Here is a 14224-nt window from a genome sequence, read left to right as displayed (position 1 = left end):
GAGGCACGGTGTTAAGGTAAAGTTCCCCTGAGAACGGAGGCGATCATGGCAGAGCGGCTATCGGCGGACGCACGCAAGCAGGCCCTAGGCGGTATCCCGGGCTGGGCTGAGGTCCAGGACGGCAAAGGGATCGGGAAGACCTTTGTCTTCAAGGATTTCAACGAGGCGTTCGGCTTTATGACCCGGGCCGCGCTGGTCGCCGAGAAGATGGATCACCACCCCGAATGGCGCAATGTCTACAAGACGGTAGAGGTGGTTCTGTCGACCCACGATGCGGGTGGACTCACCGCCCTCGATATCGATCTCGCGAAGGCGATGAATGCTATCGCCAAGCTGACACCGGGCTGACGTCTTGCGATGATCGGCTGCATCCCCATGTTGTGATCAGCATGCCTGCGGCGATCCGCCGCTCGATGCTGAACGGGAGTTTTGAAGAATGGCCGCCGAACACAGCGTCGGCTTCGAGCCGGCCGATCGGCTCGCGGAAGATCGTGAAGGCGTGCGCCGCCGCTTCTGGCGCAAGCTGAAGCGCGTCGTCGCGCATCTGCCATTCGCCGAAGATCTGCTCGCCGCGTATTACTGCGCTTTCGACCGGCAGACGCCGCGCCATGTCCAGGCGTCGCTGCTGGGCGCGATCGCCTATTTCATCCTGCCGTTCGATTTCATTCCCGACGTGATGCCCGTCCTCGGCTTCACCGATGACGCCGCCGTGCTCGCCACCGCCATCCGCATGGTCGCCAGCCATATCACGTCAGAGCACCGCGAAGCCGCCCGTGCGGCGCTGAAGCGCGGGGTGAATGAGGCGGAAGCCGCGCAATAAGAGACGAGAGGCTCGCTACTTCTTCCCTGTGCGCGCCTTCTCCGCGTCCCACGCCTGGAATTGTCGGAACAGCGTCTCCCTCTCCGCGTCGGACACCTTTGCGGCTGACGGCTTCTGCTTCAGGAATGCCTCGAAGCGCTGTTGCGTCACCGGTTCGACTCCGTGCCGGTCGAGCCATTGCTGCGCCACCGGCAATCTGCTCCAGCCTGCGAGAGGAGCCGCGAGCGATACCTCCTTCCACTTGGGATGGAAGGGCGGGTTCTGGAGCGCGGGGAATTTCGTGAAGAACGCGTCCACGAACAGCGCGAGCTTGCGATAGCGTTCGGTGTTGGGCGCCCAATTATAGGCTGCGAGCACCGCAGGCACCGCGATCGTGTCCACGCTCTCGCCCTCCTTGATCAAATTCGGATAGTCCTTGGCGGTCAGCGTCGCCGGCAGATAGTCGCTCTGGAGCGGCTTTGCATAATCCACGCGCGCCAGATGGAAGCGGCCGTCATTGCCGAAGGTCGAGACCGATTTGTATGGCTTGCCGCCGACCACGATGACGGCGTCGATCTCGCCGGCCTTGAGCTTCTCCATCGCGATGCGCTGCTCGACATAGACGAATTTGGCCTTGATCCCGAGTCGCTCGAACACGGTGAGTGCGGTGACGAAGGTGCCGCCGTTCGGCAGGTCGACGCTGACGGTCTTGCCTTCGAGGTCTTTCAGCGTCGCGACTGAATTCGGCGCGATCACCTGCATCTCTTCATTATAGAGCTTGGTCACATAGGTGAACTGCCGCTTGATGTCCTTGGCGAAACCCTTGCGTTCGAGATAGTCGAGCGTATCGGCCCGCACGATTCCGAGGTCGACGCCTTGCAGGAACAGAATGTCCGCAACGCTCTGCACCGAGCCACGGCCGACGATCGGCAGCACGCGGATCTTGTTGCCGTCGTCGAGGACGGAGGTGAGGTCGGCGCCGAACTGCACATAGGTGCCGCCGATCGTGCCGGTGATCAGCGTGACCGTGTTGGCGTTCAGCGCCTGCTTGGTTGAGCTCGAGCCGAACTGGAAGATGGCCTTCAGACCGTCCGAAACCTTGGCCGGATCGTATTCGGTCTGCTCGGCGCGGGCCGCGAAGGCGCAAATCGTCATGATGGCGGCAAGCGCCATTCTCAAAGCGTTACGCATGATGTCCCCTGAAGATGTCTAGTTCTGAAACTGGGTGAGGCGCTGGCGCGCCTCTGCCGATCCGAGCGCTGCCGCCTTTCGGTACCAGTCACGCGCGGCCGTCGCGTCGGCGGCGACGCTTCGCGTGTCGCTGGTGCCCAGCACCGCCGGGTCATGGGTCTGTGCCAGCAGAAATGCCGCCCTCGCATCCTCTGCATTCGCCGCGCGTTCGAGCAGGAGCCGCGCCGCAGCGATGTCGCCGACGGCCAAGAGGCTCTTCGCACGCGCCATCAACCCGGCCAGCGTATCGGCGTCGAGTGTCTTGACGTCGAGTATCTTGCCTGGTGGAGGCGGCACAGGCTGTGCCGCGACAGGCACGGGCGCCTGGGCTTGCAACGCAATCTGGTAAGCGGTCGCGATCGCCTGGCGGCTCGGCGCCGACGGTGCAGGGAGCTCTTGCCTGTCAGCGCTCGCCAGCATCGTGTTGGTCACACGGGCGGGATCCTTCAGCGGAGTCTGCCGGGCGGCCGGCAGGCTGACCGGAGCAGCAACTTGCTGCGCGGCTGCATCGGTCGAGCTCCCGGCAGCGGCCGTCAACAGCCGGCGAAGGTCGGACTGAAACAGTGTGACCGGGATCGCGATGGTGGACACCGTCAGAATGACGACGAGTCCGCGCCGGACGATCCTGGTTCTGGGACGCAAATCCAGCGGCGCATATTCCCGTGGGTCCGGCGCCCCGAGCGGGTCGGACAGGAAGAGTGGGACCGGATCGTCCGGCAAAAGATCGGCCCGTGCGGCACGCGCACGGATATAGGATTTGGCAAGTGGACGTGATGCGGCTTGATCGGAGTCGAACGTCCTCGACTCCCTGGACGGACGGTCGGCCGTCGTCTCCATGGTGTGATGCTCCCCATTACTGACGCAACGCAGGGGCCTTTCCGGCTCCACTCTTCTTGTTGTTGTCCAGAAGCGCCCTGCAAACTGGAACCGGTAAATCGCAGTTTGAATCAGCCCAAAAAGCGACGGCGATTTGCGCGAATTGGGAAATATTTGGGTTTGATTGGGGCGAAGCGGCGAAGTGCACCGCCAATTTTGGCCGCGATGGTTGAGGGGATGAAAACGAAAATGGCCGGGACGAGCCCGGCCATTGACACGATTTGAAACTGCATTGGCGCCCGCCATCGGCGAGCGCGCGTCAGTCGCTCACGGATGCAAAATCACCTTGCCCATGGCCTTGCGTCCCGCGAGCACCTTCAGCGCGTCGGCGGTTTGCGCCAGCGGGAAAGTGCGGTCGACATGCGATGAGATTTTTCCTTCCGCTGTCCACTTCACGAGCTTCTCGAGATTGGCACGGTTCTTCTCCGGATTCTGCCGTGTCCAGGCGCCCCAGAACACACCGCGGATGTCGCAGCCCTTCAAGAGCGCGAGGTTCAGCGGCATCTTCGGAATGTCGCCGGCGGCAAAGCCGATCACGAGGAAGCGGCCTTCCCAAGCGATCGAGCGCAGCGCCTGCTCGGCATACGCGCCACCAACCGGATCGAAGATGATGTCGACGCCCTTGCCGCCGGTGAGCTTGCGCAGGCCTTCCTTCAGATCTTCCTTGCCATAGTTCAGCGTCAGTTCGGCGCCATGCGCTTTCGCGAATTCGAGCTTCTCGTCCGACGAGGCGCAAGCAATCACCTTCAAGCCCATCAGCTTGCCGAGCTCGCAGGCAGCCAAGCCCGTGCCGCCGGCAGCACCCAGCACCGCGAGCGTCTCGCCGGGCTTCGGGCTCGCGCGATCTTCCAGCGCATGCAGCGCTGTGCCGTAGATGATAATGATGCCGGCCGCGCGGTCGTAGTCGAGATTGTCGGGAATCTTCACGATCGAAGCCGCCGGCAGCGCGATCTTTTCGCGCGCGCCGTTGTGACCGCAGGAGGCGACCACGCGATCTCCGACCTTGAGGTCAGTGACCCCAGGGCCAATGCTCTCGATCACGCCCGACACTTCGGCCGCCGGCGAGAACGGGAACGGCGGCTTGATCTGGTATTTGCCCTGAATCATCAGGATGTCGAAGAAGTTCAGCGCCGCCGCCTTGATCGCGATCACGGCTTCCCCGGGACCGGCCACCGGATCCGGCACATCGGCGAGCACGAGATCGTCGGGCTGGCAATATTGCGAGCAGAGAATGGCTTTCATGGCGGCACCTAAGGCGTTTCGAGGTGGAGTTATCGTTTGCTCGTTTCTGCCGGATTTACCGCGGTCCGACAATCTAGATTCTTTGTCTAGGGCAGCACGAAGGCCTATCCTTGCGTCATTGCGAGCGCAGCGAAGCAATCCGGAAACCGCACCACGGAAATAGTCCGGATTGCTTCGCTGCGCTTGCAATGACCGAAGAACAAAAAGAAGGATTCAAACGATGTTTGAAACAGGTCTGCTCAGGGATAAGCGCATCCTCGTCACCGGCGGCGGCTCCGGCCTTGGTGCCGCAATGGGGCGTCGTTTCCTCACGCTCGGCGCCGAACTCGTGATCTGCGGCCGCAAGCTCGACCGGCTGGAGGCAACCGCGAACGAGATGCGCAAAGAGACCGCCGGCAAGGTCACGACGATTGCGTGCGACGTCCGCGATGGTGTGGCGGTGGACAGCATGATGGATGCGATCTGGCGCGAGGCGCCGCTCGACATCCTCGTCAACAACGCCGCCGCGACCTTCATTGCGCAGAGCGAGCATCTGTCGTTCCGCGCGGCCGATGCGATCCTGGCGCCGACGCTGCATGGTGCGATGTATTGCACGCTTGGCGCCGGCAAGCGCTGGATCGATGGAAAGCATAACGGGGTCGTGCTCTCGATCCTTTCGACTTCGACCATCACCGGCCGCGCCTTCACTGTTCCTTCAGCGATGGCGAAATCGGCAGTGCTGGCGATGACCAAAAGTCTTGCGGTAGAGTGGGGTCCGAAGGGCATCCGCACCGTCGCGATCGCGCCGGGGCCGTTCCCGACCGCCGGCGCATCGGGCCAGCTTCGCCCAGAGGGCCGCGACGAAGGCTGGACCGCGCGCAACCCGATGGGGCGCACGGGCGAGCACAGCGAACTCGCCGATCTCGCCAGCTTCCTGGTCTCGGACCGCGCCGGCTACGTCAACGGTGAGATGGTGGTGATCGATGGTGGCGCACATTTGCGCAGTTCCGGTGCTGAAGATTTGTTGCGCTGGACCGATGCACAATGGTCCGAGCAACGCGCCGCGCGATCCAAAGGTTGACCCGCTAACTGCCTTCCCAAATTGGACTTTCCCGGCTATCCCTGCGACGGGGACAAAGCACGGCCGGGCCATCTTCCAGTCACAATATTGAGGGAACCACTCCAGCATGTGGCGGGTGCTGATTTTAGCTTTGATGACTGGCGTGGCGGCCAGCGGAATCACTGATTCCGCACGGGCGCAGACTGCGCAACCGGCGCCGAAGGCTGCGGCAAAGCCGGCTGCGAAGACGGCAGCCAAGCCCGAGAGCAAGCCAGCCGCCCTGCCCGCGGCGGTTGCGGGCGGCGCTGAGCCGACCCTGATCGGCCAGTTCGGCACTTGGGGCGCCTATTCGGCCGCGCCCAATGGCAAGAAGGTCTGCTTCGCGCTGGCGAAGCCCTCATCGTCCAAGACCAACCCGCCGAACAGGCCGCGCGATCCCGCCTATGCCTTCGTTTCCACCCGGCCGGCGGAGAAGGTGAACAATGAAGTCTCGGTCATGATCGGCTATGCGCTGAAGCCGGGCTCGGAATCCTCGGTCGAGGTCGGCGGCGCTACGTTTGCGATGTACACGCAGGGCGACGGCCTCTGGATCAAGAATGCGGCCGAGGAAGAGCGGATGGTCGAGGCCATGCGCAAATCCGCCGATCTCGTGGTCAAGGGGGTCTCGGCCAAGGGAACAGAGACCACCGACACGTTCTCGCTGAAGGGCCTCGCCCAGGCGCTCGACCGGATTGCGCAGGATTGCAGGCGTTAAGGCTGCGGTCGAGAAGGTCGCAATCGGCCGTTCCGGTTGCTATATAGGGGCGGTTCCACAATTTCAGTCGTCATGGCCGGGCCAAAGCGCGAAGCGCGTCTTCGCACCAAACGTCCCGGCCATCCACGCGCTGACAACGGGCGAAAAGAACGCGGATGCCCGGGACAAGCCCGGGCATGAAGAGAGATATCAGGCCTATCGATGCAACCGACGACCGAGCCGCACGACGCAATCCTGGTGGAGAAGACTCCGCTCGAAACCTATGTGCCGCCGGCGAAGCCGTCGCTGATCGGCCTGTCGCGTAGCGAGCTTGCCGATCGCCTCGGCGAGATCGGCGTCGCACCCGCGCAGCGCAAGATGCGCGTGCAGCAGTTGTGGCACTGGCTGTATTTCCGCGGCGCCCAAAGCTTCGACGATATGACCTCGGTCTCGAAGGGCATTCGCGCCGAGCTCGCCCAGCACTTCACTGTCGACCGGCCCGAAGTCGTGGCTGAGCAGATTTCCAACGACGGCACCCGCAAGTGGCTGCTGCGGCTGCCGAGCGGCGACAATGTCGAGAAGGCGCATGAAGTCGAGTGCGTCTACATCCCCGAAACCGATCGCGGCACGCTCTGCGTCTCCTCGCAGGTGGGCTGCACGCTGAACTGCTCGTTCTGTCACACTGGCACGCAGCGCCTGGTGCGGAACCTCACCGCCGGCGAGATCGTCGGCCAGATCATGGTCGCGCGCGATCGCCTCAATGATTGGGCCGATCGCGAGGACGGCACGCGCCGCGTCACCAATATCGTGATGATGGGCATGGGCGAGCCGCTCTACAATTTCGACGCGGTGCGCGATGCGTTGCTGATCGTCGGCGACAATGAAGGCATCGGCATCTCCCGGCGTCGCATCACGCTGTCGACCTCGGGCGTGGTGCCGAACATCGTGCGGGCCGGCGAGGAGATCGGCGTCATGCTCGCGATCTCGCTGCATGCGGTGCGCGATGAGCTGCGCAACGAGCTGGTGCCGCTCAACCGCAAATATCCGATCAAGGAGCTGCTGCAGGCCTGCCGCGACTATCCCGGTGCCTCCAATGCGCGCCGCATCACCTTCGAATATGTGATGCTCAAGGGCGTCAACGATTCGCTCGACGACGCCAAGCTGCTGGTCAAGATGCTCAAGGGCATTCACGCCAAGATCAATCTGATCCCGTTCAATCCCTGGCCCGGCACGGCCTATGAATGCTCGGACTGGGATCAGATCGAAGAATTCTCCGAATACATTTTCAACGCCGGCTATTCTTCGCCGGTGCGCACCCCGCGCGGCCGCGACATCCTTGCGGCGTGCGGCCAGCTGAAGTCGGAGACCGAAAAGCTCTCCGCAAGCGAACGCCAGGCGCTCCGCGCCATGGCGATAACGGATTGAGTTGATGCGCGCCCGCACTCTCGCATCCTCGTCATTGCGAGCGCAGCGAAGCAAGCCAGAAATTTTCCGCGGCGGCAGCCTGGATTGCTTCGTCGCTACGCTCCTCGCAATGACGACTACGGCGGCTTTCGCGTCATGTCCCTGATCGGCCGCCTCATCGTCATCTTCATCGGTTTTCTCGTCGCCTGCTTCGTCGCCGGCATGATCGTCGTCGGTGCGCTGCTGTTTCCGGAATTTTCCGATCTCGGCGCCGGTCCCGTCGATCAGGGCACGATCGACATCCTGCTCGGCTTCGGCTTCATCTTCGTCTCGGGTTTCGCACTGGTGCCGGCGATGCTGATCGCCGCGATCACGGAGGCGCTCTATATCCGCAGCGCGCTGGCCTATGCCGTCGGCGGCGGCCTCGTCGGGCTCGCCTGTTATCTCGGCCTCGTTCCCTTCCACTCCGACACGTTGCAATTCGAGGGCATCGTGCGGCGTCATCTGGAGATCATGACCGGTGCGGGCATCGTCGCCGGCTTCGTCTACTGGCTGATCGCGGGCCGCAATGCCGGCGCCTGGCGCGATCGGCCGCTCCCGCAAAAGCCGCCCCCGCCGCTGCCGTCGAATTCAAGGCCGGACGCGGGGTAGTTCGTGCTGTCATTCCAGGGTTTTCATCCCAGCCTCACTCCGCTAAACCGCGCGCCATGAACCGTACCGGACTCTTCATCGCCCTGGCGCTGTGGCTCGTGATCGGCGTCGTTTTCGGCCTCTATCCCGAGCTCGATCTCAAGCTCGCCGCGCTGTTCTTCGACCCTGATACCAAAACCTTTCCGCTCAAGCTGAAAGTCTGGGCCGGCTTCGCGCGTGACGCTGCGATGTGGGTCTCCTGGGCTTTCGTGCTGCCGTCGCTGGTCGCGCTCGTGGTCAAGATGATCAGGCCCGATCGTCCCTTGATGGTGTCGGGGCGTGCGATCGTGTTCCTGCTGGTCACGATCATCCTGTCGGCTGGCATTCTCACCAACCTCACCTTCAAGACCTATTGGGGCCGGCCGCGGCCGGTGGTGGTGACGCAGTTTGCCGGCGACCAGCAGTTCGTGGCGTGGTGGGATCCGCGCGGTGATTGTGCGCGCAATTGCTCGTTCTTCTCGGGCGAGGGGGCGACGGCGTTCTGGACGCTGGCGCCGGCCGCGCTCGCACCGCCCGCATGGCGGCCGCTCACCTATGCTGGCGCATTGGTGTTCGGCGCCGCGACCAGCGGGCTCCGCATGGCCTTCGGCGGTCATTTCTTCACCGATGTCGCGACCGCCGGTCTCGTCACCTTCGTCGTGATCTGGTTCGGCTACGCGCTGATCTACCGCTGGGCGCGCACCCGGTTTTCGGACGAGGCGGTCGATGCCGCGCTGACCCGGCTGAACATGCCCGCCTACCGGCTCCGCCGGCGCCTGTTCGGCGGCAAGACGGGCCCCGCGCCGTCGATTTGAGCCATTAAATGCGTGCCGAGCCCCGCGAAATTTGATATTCGCGCGGTCAAACCACGCCCTGCCATCAGCCCCTAAGCCCCGATTGGAAGCGCCATGACCACGATCCTGAAAAGCCTCCCCAAGGGTGAGAAAGTCGGCATCGCATTTTCGGGCGGCCTCGACACCAGCGCGGCGCTGCTCTGGATGAAGCAGAAGGGCGCGCGCTGCTACGCCTATACCGCCAATCTCGGCCAGCCGGATGAGGCCGATTACAACGAGATCCCGCGCAAGGCGGAGGCGTTCGGCGCCGAGAAGGCCGTGCTCGTCGACTGCCGCACGCAACTGGTTCACGAAGGCATCGCCGCGATTCAGTCGGGTGCCTTCCATATCTCGACCGGCGGCATCACCTATTTCAACACCACGCCGCTCGGGCGCGCGGTGACCGGCACGATGCTGGTCGCGGCGATGAAGGAAGACGGCGTCAACATCTGGGGCGACGGCTCGACCTTCAAGGGCAACGACATCGAGCGCTTCTACCGCTACGGCCTGCTGACCAATCCGGGCCTGCGCATTTACAAGCCCTGGCTCGACCAGCAGTTCATCGACGAGCTCGGCGGCCGCGCCGAGATGTCGGCGTTCATGACGGCGCAAGGCTTCGCCTACAAGATGAGCGCGGAGAAGGCGTATTCGACCGACAGCAATCTGCTCGGCGCCACGCACGAGGCCAAGGATCTCGAAAGCCTCGACAGCGGCATCAAGATCGTCAACCCGATCATGGGCGTGCCGTCCTGGCGTGACGACTGCAACGTCAAGGCCGAGAAGGTCGTCGTGCGTTTCGAGGAGGGCCAGCCGGTCGCGCTGAACGGCCAGACTTTTGGCGATCCCGTTGCGCTGTTCCTCGAAGCCAACGCCATCGGCGGCCGCCACGGCCTCGGCATGAGCGACCAGATCGAGAACCGCATCATCGAGGCCAAGAGCCGCGGCATCTACGAGGCACCGGGCATGGCGCTGCTGCACATCGCTTATGAGCGCCTCGTCACCGGCATCCACAACGAGGATACGATCGAGCAGTATCGCATCAGCGGCATGCGTCTCGGCCGTCTGCTCTATCAGGGCCGCTGGTTCGACTCGCAGGCTTTGATGCTGCGCGAGACCGCACAGCGCTGGGTCGCGCGCGCCGTCACCGGCGAGGTCACGCTGGAGCTCCGCCGCGGCAACGACTATTCGCTTTTGAATACCGAAAGCCCAAACCTCACCTATGCGCCGGAGCGGCTCAGCATGGAGAAGGTCGAGGACGCTGCCTTCTCGCCGGCCGACCGCATCGGCCAGCTCACCATGCGCAATCTCGACATCGCCGACACGCGGACCAAGCTGAAGCTCTACAGCGACACCGGTCTGCTCTCGGGCAGCGAAGGCTCGCAGATTTTCCGGCTTGAGAGCGACAAGGGTTAGTGCCGTAGTCTCCTTCGTCATTGCGAGCGAAGCGAAGCAATCCAGAATCTTTCCGCGGGGCAGTCTGGATTGCTTCGTCGCTTCGCTCCTCGCAATGACGGAAAACAAAAATGGCCGGGATCGCTCCCGGCCATTTTTCCTTTGCGAAGGTCTTACTGGCGCGGCGGAGGCGGTGCCGCGTTGGCCTGACCGCCGTTGAGCAGCGGTGTGATGCGGCGGACGGTGACGCGCCGGTTGATGAGGCTCGGGCCGTCCGTCTGCTCCTTCAGGTATTGCTTGCCGTAGCCCTGGGACGTCAGGTTCTCCGCGGGCACATTGAACTGCTGGGTCAGCAATTCGGCCGCGGCCTGCGCCCGGCGATCCGACAGCGACAGATTGTCGACGTCGTTGCCGACCGCATCGGTGTGGCCCTCGATCAGGAATACCTCCTGCGGGTTGGCCTGGATCGCCTGGTTGATACCGTCGGCGATCACCTGCAACCGCGTCGCCTGGTCCGGCGGAATGGTCCACGATCCCGTCTCGAAGTTGATCGTGTTGACGTCGATGCTCGGCATCGCCATGCGGACGTTCGGCGAGTAGCGGATCTCGTCGAGCGAGTAGCGCCGATCGATCCGCTGCACAGGCGGGGCCCGCATCGTGTCGTAGATCACCTGCGGCGACGCCTCCTGGGCGTCGACGATGTAGCGATCGTAGGGGATGCTCACGACTGGCGGCGGCACGTCGACATAGAAGCCGCCGACCGCGCGCGGATCGCGGTAGCTGTTGTCGATGATGACGAGCTCGCGTCCGCGCTGGTCTCTGCGGATACGGCGCATCAAGCTCCCGTCCGGACCGACCACCGTGATGATCTCGGTGCCATCGGGGCGGATCACGACGGTGCGGGTCTCGCCGCCGACAGTCTCGGTGCGGATGTCACGGGCGCCGTAGCGGAAGCGATAGAGATCGTTGCCGCGGACGTATTCCTGCCCGCCGGGGTCGCGGACGATGATGCGATCCGGCTCGGTGTAGATGGTGCGACCGCCTTCGACGACTTCGTGCCGCTGATTGCGGTAGTCGGCGATGGTGGCGCCGATCACGGCGCCGGCGACCACGCCTGCACCGATCGCAAGCGGCGTCAGGTCACGCTGCTGCGGACGCGGCGGCGGCGGTAGCGGAGCGGCAACCGTCGGCGCGGCGCGGAAGGCCGGTGCGACCGTCGGCGGGGCGTATTGCGCCTTGTTCGGCGGCGGTGCTGCGGCTGGCGTCGCAGGGACGACGGTCGGTGCAGCGACACCGGGCGGCGGTGCCGGGGGACGCGGCACGGCACCTGCCTGCGGCGCCGCAGGCGGTGTTCCGGCAGCGGGCGCGCCCGCGGGTGGCGTTCCACCCTGACGTCCAGGAGGCGGCGGCGCGATCGGGGCCGGAGCGGCACCTGGAGCCGGTGTTCCTGCAGCCGGCGGAGCGCCGGGCCGTCCGGGCGGCCGTGCGCCAGGCACCGGCGTTGCGGTCGGCGCGGGTGTGGTTGTTGGAGCCGGAGGCGTCGCCGGACGAGCTGCCGGCGCTGCGGGCGACGGTGTGGGCGTTGCGGTCGGAGCGGGCGTCGCCGCCGGGGCAGGCCGGGCCGCAGGGGCCGCTGCAGGCGGCGCGGCTGCAGCAGGCGGATGTGTCGGCGGGGTCGCTGGACGCGCCGGTGCTGCCGGGGGCGGCAGCGGAGCCGGTGCATGCCGCTGCGGGGCTGCTGCCGGAGGAGGCAGCGGAGTCGGTGCATGCTGCTGCGGAGCCGCTGCCGGAGGCGGCGTCGGCGGCTTGGGCGCAGCAGGCGTCGGCGGGGGCGCCTGATGGGTCGCGGGCGGCAGAGCCGGCGGCGTCGGACGTGCCGGCGCGGCAGCCGGCGGGGGTGCAGCGGGCGGATGCGGCGGGGCAGCCGCAGGCGGCGGTGCGACCGGACGCGTGGGAGCGGCGGGCGGCGGTGCAGCCGGTGGTGCCGGACGCGCTGCGGGCGGCGGTCCCTTCGGCGCTTCCTTGGGAGGCTGCTTCGGTTTTCCGTCAGGGCCCAGCTCTGGCTGGGCCTGCGCGACCACGAGCGGCGGCGCGCTTTGCGCATGCGATGCGGAGCTTGCGATTTGCATCGCGGTCAGAGCGGTCGTGGCAAGCAGCACGAAGCGAAGATTGGTCATGTCGTGAAATTCCCCGGAAGGTTCTTTGACAAGTGAAGTCGGGTGATGAGCCGCTACGCGTTAGGCCGGATTGTGGCGAGCGAAGACATCGCGTCGCGATTTATTTCTGCATGCAAATCATGTCACAAGAACAACGTTCATTGCGTGTTCAGGCCCATCTTGCAATCGCCTCACATGTGACCCTGCGACGAATTGGCATCCGTCGCCGGATTTGGCGCGAGCGGACCGTTCGGTCCACGCGATGGAATCTCTTCGGGCACGCGGCCCGGCAATTCATCCGGCCGCGGTGATTCGCCGGGCTCGCGCACCGGCGGCGTAATTTCAGGTTGCGGATTGCCCGGCGGAATTCCGGGCGGCGGCTCGGTGGGCGTACCGGGTGTCGATGGCGGTATCTCGGGCGGTTCGATCGGCATCGGCATCACAAGGATCAGTTGTCAGGAGGACGACAACGATGATGCCGAGCCGATGTTCCCCGTGGCGCCGTGCTATTCCGGGGCGTGACAAACGGCCTCGATGTTGTGGCCGTCGGGATCGAGCACAAAGGCGCCGTAATAGTTCGCGTGATAATGGGGACGAAGGCCGGGCGCCCCGTTGTCGCGGCCGCCGGCGGCCATCGCAGCCGTGTAGAAGGCGTCGACAGTCGCGCGATCTTTCGCGAGGATCGCGACATGCACCGGCTTGTTCAGCCCGCCTTCGCCACCGATCCAGAAATCCGGCTTGCCGTCGGCGCCGAAACCTGCGGCCGGATCGTGGCCGGTCTGCTCCTGCGTCACCTCCATGATCAGGCTGTAGCCGAGCGGCGCCAGGGCCTTGCTGTAGAACGCCTTCGCGGCCTCGTAGTCGGAGACGGAGAAACCCAAATGATCGATCATCGCAACCTCCGTGGTTCGTCGTCAGCGTGACAGGAACGTATTGCTTCGTGTTTTGCGCGCGATCGTAAAACCGCGCGCGATCATGTCAGCGATACAATCCTCTCGCCATTCGCTTTGTGACAGATGCTCGATCACCACTGCGTGCGGCCACAGCGATGGCGGCGCGTCGCGGAAGAAGCCGATCAGCACGCGGTCCTCAAAACCCTCGACGTCGATCTTGAGCGAATCGACCTGGGTGACGCCAGCCTCTTCCAAAATGCGCGTCAGCCGCAGCGACGGCACCTTGATCGCCTCGGCGCTGGCCGTGCCGGTGACGACGTGAGTGGCGCCGAGATTGCCGCCGCCGCTTTCGATCATCAGCTCGCCGTCGCTGTCGCCCGCGGCGGCCTGCACCAGGCGCACCTGCATCGCGTTCGATGCGGCATGATTGAACGAGAGCCGTCCAAACGTCAGCGGATGCGGCTCGATCGCGACCACCTTGCCATTGGTGCCGACGTGCCGCGCCATCACCAACGCGAAGGTGCCGACATTGGCGCCGACATCGACGAACGTGCCGCCGGCCTGCGTGTGCCGGCGCAGGAAATCGAGCTCATCGAGATTGTAGTCGGGATTGAACAGCGCGCCGCGTTCGGTCGCACTGCCCTGGTGATAGAAGCGGAACGCGGCGCCCTGATACTGCACGTCGACCGGGCCGCTACGCAGCAGATTGACCAGTCGCGACATCCACGGGCGGAAGGCGCCGCGCTTCAGCCCCGATCCTTGCGCGAGGCGAATGATCGCGGCCTGTGCTGCGTTCGGCGCAAACGCACCGAACGGCGCGGACGAAAGGGCGTTGTCTGGCGTCAAGCAGGCGATCCTCGTTGCAGGCGGCGCATGCATAGCCGGTTTTGCCGGGGACTCCAATGTTGCGGCGAAGGAATGCAGCCGGATTGCGCTGCGCTCCATCCGGGCTACACCA

At 64.7% G+C, this 14224-nt stretch carries 16 protein-coding genes; 8 read left to right on the top strand and 8 right to left on the bottom strand.

Translation table 11 applies throughout. The features are described from left to right. Positions 1-45: 45 nt before the first annotated feature. Together ABIA96_RS21730 and ABIA96_RS21725 are read left to right on the top strand one after the other, a co-directional pair. The gene (locus tag ABIA96_RS21730; protein WP_354139095.1) at positions 46-348 is read left to right on the top strand and encodes a 4a-hydroxytetrahydrobiopterin dehydratase; all 303 of its coding nucleotides are present in this window, start codon (positions 46-48) and stop codon (positions 346-348) included. Positions 349-436: 88 nt separating this feature from the next. Then, positions 437-820: a YkvA family protein gene (locus tag ABIA96_RS21725; RefSeq protein WP_354139094.1), complete on the top strand. Its 384-nt coding sequence runs from the start codon at positions 437-439 to the stop codon at positions 818-820. Between the two features lie 15 nt (positions 821-835). Here ABIA96_RS21725 and ABIA96_RS21720 read toward each other — a convergent pair whose 3' ends face one another. From ABIA96_RS21720 to ABIA96_RS21705, 4 genes are all read right to left on the bottom strand, one after another. Continuing rightward, positions 836-1990, bottom strand: a complete 1155-nt coding sequence (locus tag ABIA96_RS21720; protein WP_354139093.1) for a TAXI family TRAP transporter solute-binding subunit — start codon at positions 1988-1990, stop codon at positions 836-838. 18 nt (positions 1991-2008) lie between these two features. Next, the gene (locus ABIA96_RS21715) at positions 2009-2866 is read right to left on the bottom strand and encodes a hypothetical protein (protein ID WP_354139092.1); all 858 of its coding nucleotides are present in this window, start codon (positions 2864-2866) and stop codon (positions 2009-2011) included. 110 nt (positions 2867-2976) lie between these two features. After that, entirely contained in the window at positions 2977-3138 is a 162-nt protein-coding gene (locus ABIA96_RS21710; RefSeq protein WP_354139091.1) for a hypothetical protein, read from the bottom strand. Between the two features lie 34 nt (positions 3139-3172). Then, a complete protein-coding gene (locus ABIA96_RS21705) occupies positions 3173-4147 on the bottom strand; it encodes an NADPH:quinone oxidoreductase family protein (protein ID WP_354139090.1) in 975 nt (324 codons plus the stop codon). A gap of 220 nt (positions 4148-4367) precedes the next feature. Here ABIA96_RS21705 and ABIA96_RS21700 point away from each other — a divergent pair, with 220 nt between their 5' ends. The 6 genes from ABIA96_RS21700 (at position 4368) to argG (ending at position 10238) form a co-directional block, all read left to right on the top strand. Next, positions 4368-5207, top strand: a complete 840-nt coding sequence (locus ABIA96_RS21700) for an SDR family oxidoreductase (RefSeq protein ID WP_354139089.1) — start codon at positions 4368-4370, stop codon at positions 5205-5207. Between the two features lie 106 nt (positions 5208-5313). Further along, complete coding sequence (locus tag ABIA96_RS21695; RefSeq protein ID WP_354139088.1) at positions 5314-5940, top strand: invasion associated locus B family protein; 627 nt, start codon at positions 5314-5316, stop codon at positions 5938-5940. A gap of 201 nt (positions 5941-6141) precedes the next feature. Further along, the gene (gene rlmN / locus ABIA96_RS21690; protein WP_354139087.1) at positions 6142-7344 is read left to right on the top strand and encodes a dual-specificity RNA methyltransferase RlmN; all 1203 of its coding nucleotides are present in this window, start codon (positions 6142-6144) and stop codon (positions 7342-7344) included. Positions 7345-7479: 135 nt separating this feature from the next. Then, on the top strand, positions 7480-7974 hold the full coding sequence (locus ABIA96_RS21685; protein ID WP_354139292.1) for a hypothetical protein: 495 nt from the start codon (positions 7480-7482) through the stop codon (positions 7972-7974). 56 nt (positions 7975-8030) lie between these two features. Beyond that, positions 8031-8807 (top strand): phosphatase PAP2 family protein, encoded by a 777-nt coding sequence (locus tag ABIA96_RS21680; RefSeq protein ID WP_354139086.1) that lies wholly within the window; start codon positions 8031-8033, stop codon positions 8805-8807. 93 nt (positions 8808-8900) lie between these two features. Then, on the top strand, positions 8901-10238 hold the full coding sequence (argG, locus tag ABIA96_RS21675; protein ID WP_354139085.1) for an argininosuccinate synthase: 1338 nt from the start codon (positions 8901-8903) through the stop codon (positions 10236-10238). 152 nt (positions 10239-10390) lie between these two features. On the opposite strand, the gene ABIA96_RS21670 is transcribed toward argG, so the two are convergent. The 4 genes from ABIA96_RS21670 to ABIA96_RS21655 all read right to left on the bottom strand — a co-directional run bounded on the left by ABIA96_RS21670 (position 10391) and on the right by ABIA96_RS21655 (position 14112). Then, positions 10391-12394 (bottom strand): OmpA family protein, encoded by a 2004-nt coding sequence (locus tag ABIA96_RS21670; protein WP_354139084.1) that lies wholly within the window; start codon positions 12392-12394, stop codon positions 10391-10393. Between the two features lie 170 nt (positions 12395-12564). After that, complete coding sequence (locus tag ABIA96_RS21665; RefSeq protein ID WP_354139083.1) at positions 12565-12807, bottom strand: hypothetical protein; 243 nt, start codon at positions 12805-12807, stop codon at positions 12565-12567. 72 nt (positions 12808-12879) lie between these two features. Further along, complete coding sequence (locus ABIA96_RS21660; RefSeq protein WP_354139082.1) at positions 12880-13266, bottom strand: VOC family protein; 387 nt, start codon at positions 13264-13266, stop codon at positions 12880-12882. Positions 13267-13287: 21 nt separating this feature from the next. Continuing rightward, positions 13288-14112, bottom strand: coding sequence for an FkbM family methyltransferase (locus tag ABIA96_RS21655; protein ID WP_354139081.1), 825 nt, complete (start codon positions 14110-14112; stop codon positions 13288-13290). Between the last annotated feature and the right edge of the window lie 112 nt (positions 14113-14224).

The sequence above is a fragment of the Bradyrhizobium sp. LB11.1 genome, assembly GCF_040549385.1.
Classification (GTDB): Bacteria; Pseudomonadota; Alphaproteobacteria; order Rhizobiales; family Xanthobacteraceae; genus Bradyrhizobium.
The sequence above is the reverse complement of the archived record's forward strand: the minus strand, read 5'-3'. Positions and strand labels throughout refer to the sequence as shown.

Bases quoted from the DNA above. Each gene is read 5' to 3' on its own strand.
- ABIA96_RS21715 (WP_354139092.1), bottom strand. From the start codon at position 2,866: ATGGAGACGACGGCCGACCGTCCGTCCAGGGAGTCGAGGACGTTCGAC.
- ABIA96_RS21705 (WP_354139090.1), bottom strand. From the start codon at position 4,147: ATGAAAGCCATTCTCTGCTCGCAATATTGCCAGCCCGACGATCTCGTG.
- ABIA96_RS21665 (WP_354139083.1), bottom strand. From the start codon at position 12,807: ATGCCGATCGAACCGCCCGAGATACCGCCATCGACACCCGGTACGCCC.
- ABIA96_RS21685 (WP_354139292.1), top strand. From the start codon at position 7,480: ATGTCCCTGATCGGCCGCCTCATCGTCATCTTCATCGGTTTTCTCGTC.
- ABIA96_RS21710 (WP_354139091.1), bottom strand. From the start codon at position 3,138: ATGCAGTTTCAAATCGTGTCAATGGCCGGGCTCGTCCCGGCCATTTTC.
- ABIA96_RS21700 (WP_354139089.1), top strand. From the start codon at position 4,368: ATGTTTGAAACAGGTCTGCTCAGGGATAAGCGCATCCTCGTCACCGGC.
- ABIA96_RS21660 (WP_354139082.1), bottom strand. From the start codon at position 13,266: ATGATCGATCATTTGGGTTTCTCCGTCTCCGACTACGAGGCCGCGAAG.
- ABIA96_RS21670 (WP_354139084.1), bottom strand. From the start codon at position 12,394: ATGACCAATCTTCGCTTCGTGCTGCTTGCCACGACCGCTCTGACCGCG.
- ABIA96_RS21680 (WP_354139086.1), top strand. From the start codon at position 8,031: ATGAACCGTACCGGACTCTTCATCGCCCTGGCGCTGTGGCTCGTGATC.
- ABIA96_RS21730 (WP_354139095.1), top strand. From the start codon at position 46: ATGGCAGAGCGGCTATCGGCGGACGCACGCAAGCAGGCCCTAGGCGGT.
- rlmN (WP_354139087.1), top strand. From the start codon at position 6,142: ATGCAACCGACGACCGAGCCGCACGACGCAATCCTGGTGGAGAAGACT.
- argG (WP_354139085.1), top strand. From the start codon at position 8,901: ATGACCACGATCCTGAAAAGCCTCCCCAAGGGTGAGAAAGTCGGCATC.
- ABIA96_RS21725 (WP_354139094.1), top strand. From the start codon at position 437: ATGGCCGCCGAACACAGCGTCGGCTTCGAGCCGGCCGATCGGCTCGCG.
- ABIA96_RS21695 (WP_354139088.1), top strand. From the start codon at position 5,314: ATGTGGCGGGTGCTGATTTTAGCTTTGATGACTGGCGTGGCGGCCAGC.
- ABIA96_RS21720 (WP_354139093.1), bottom strand. From the start codon at position 1,990: ATGCGTAACGCTTTGAGAATGGCGCTTGCCGCCATCATGACGATTTGC.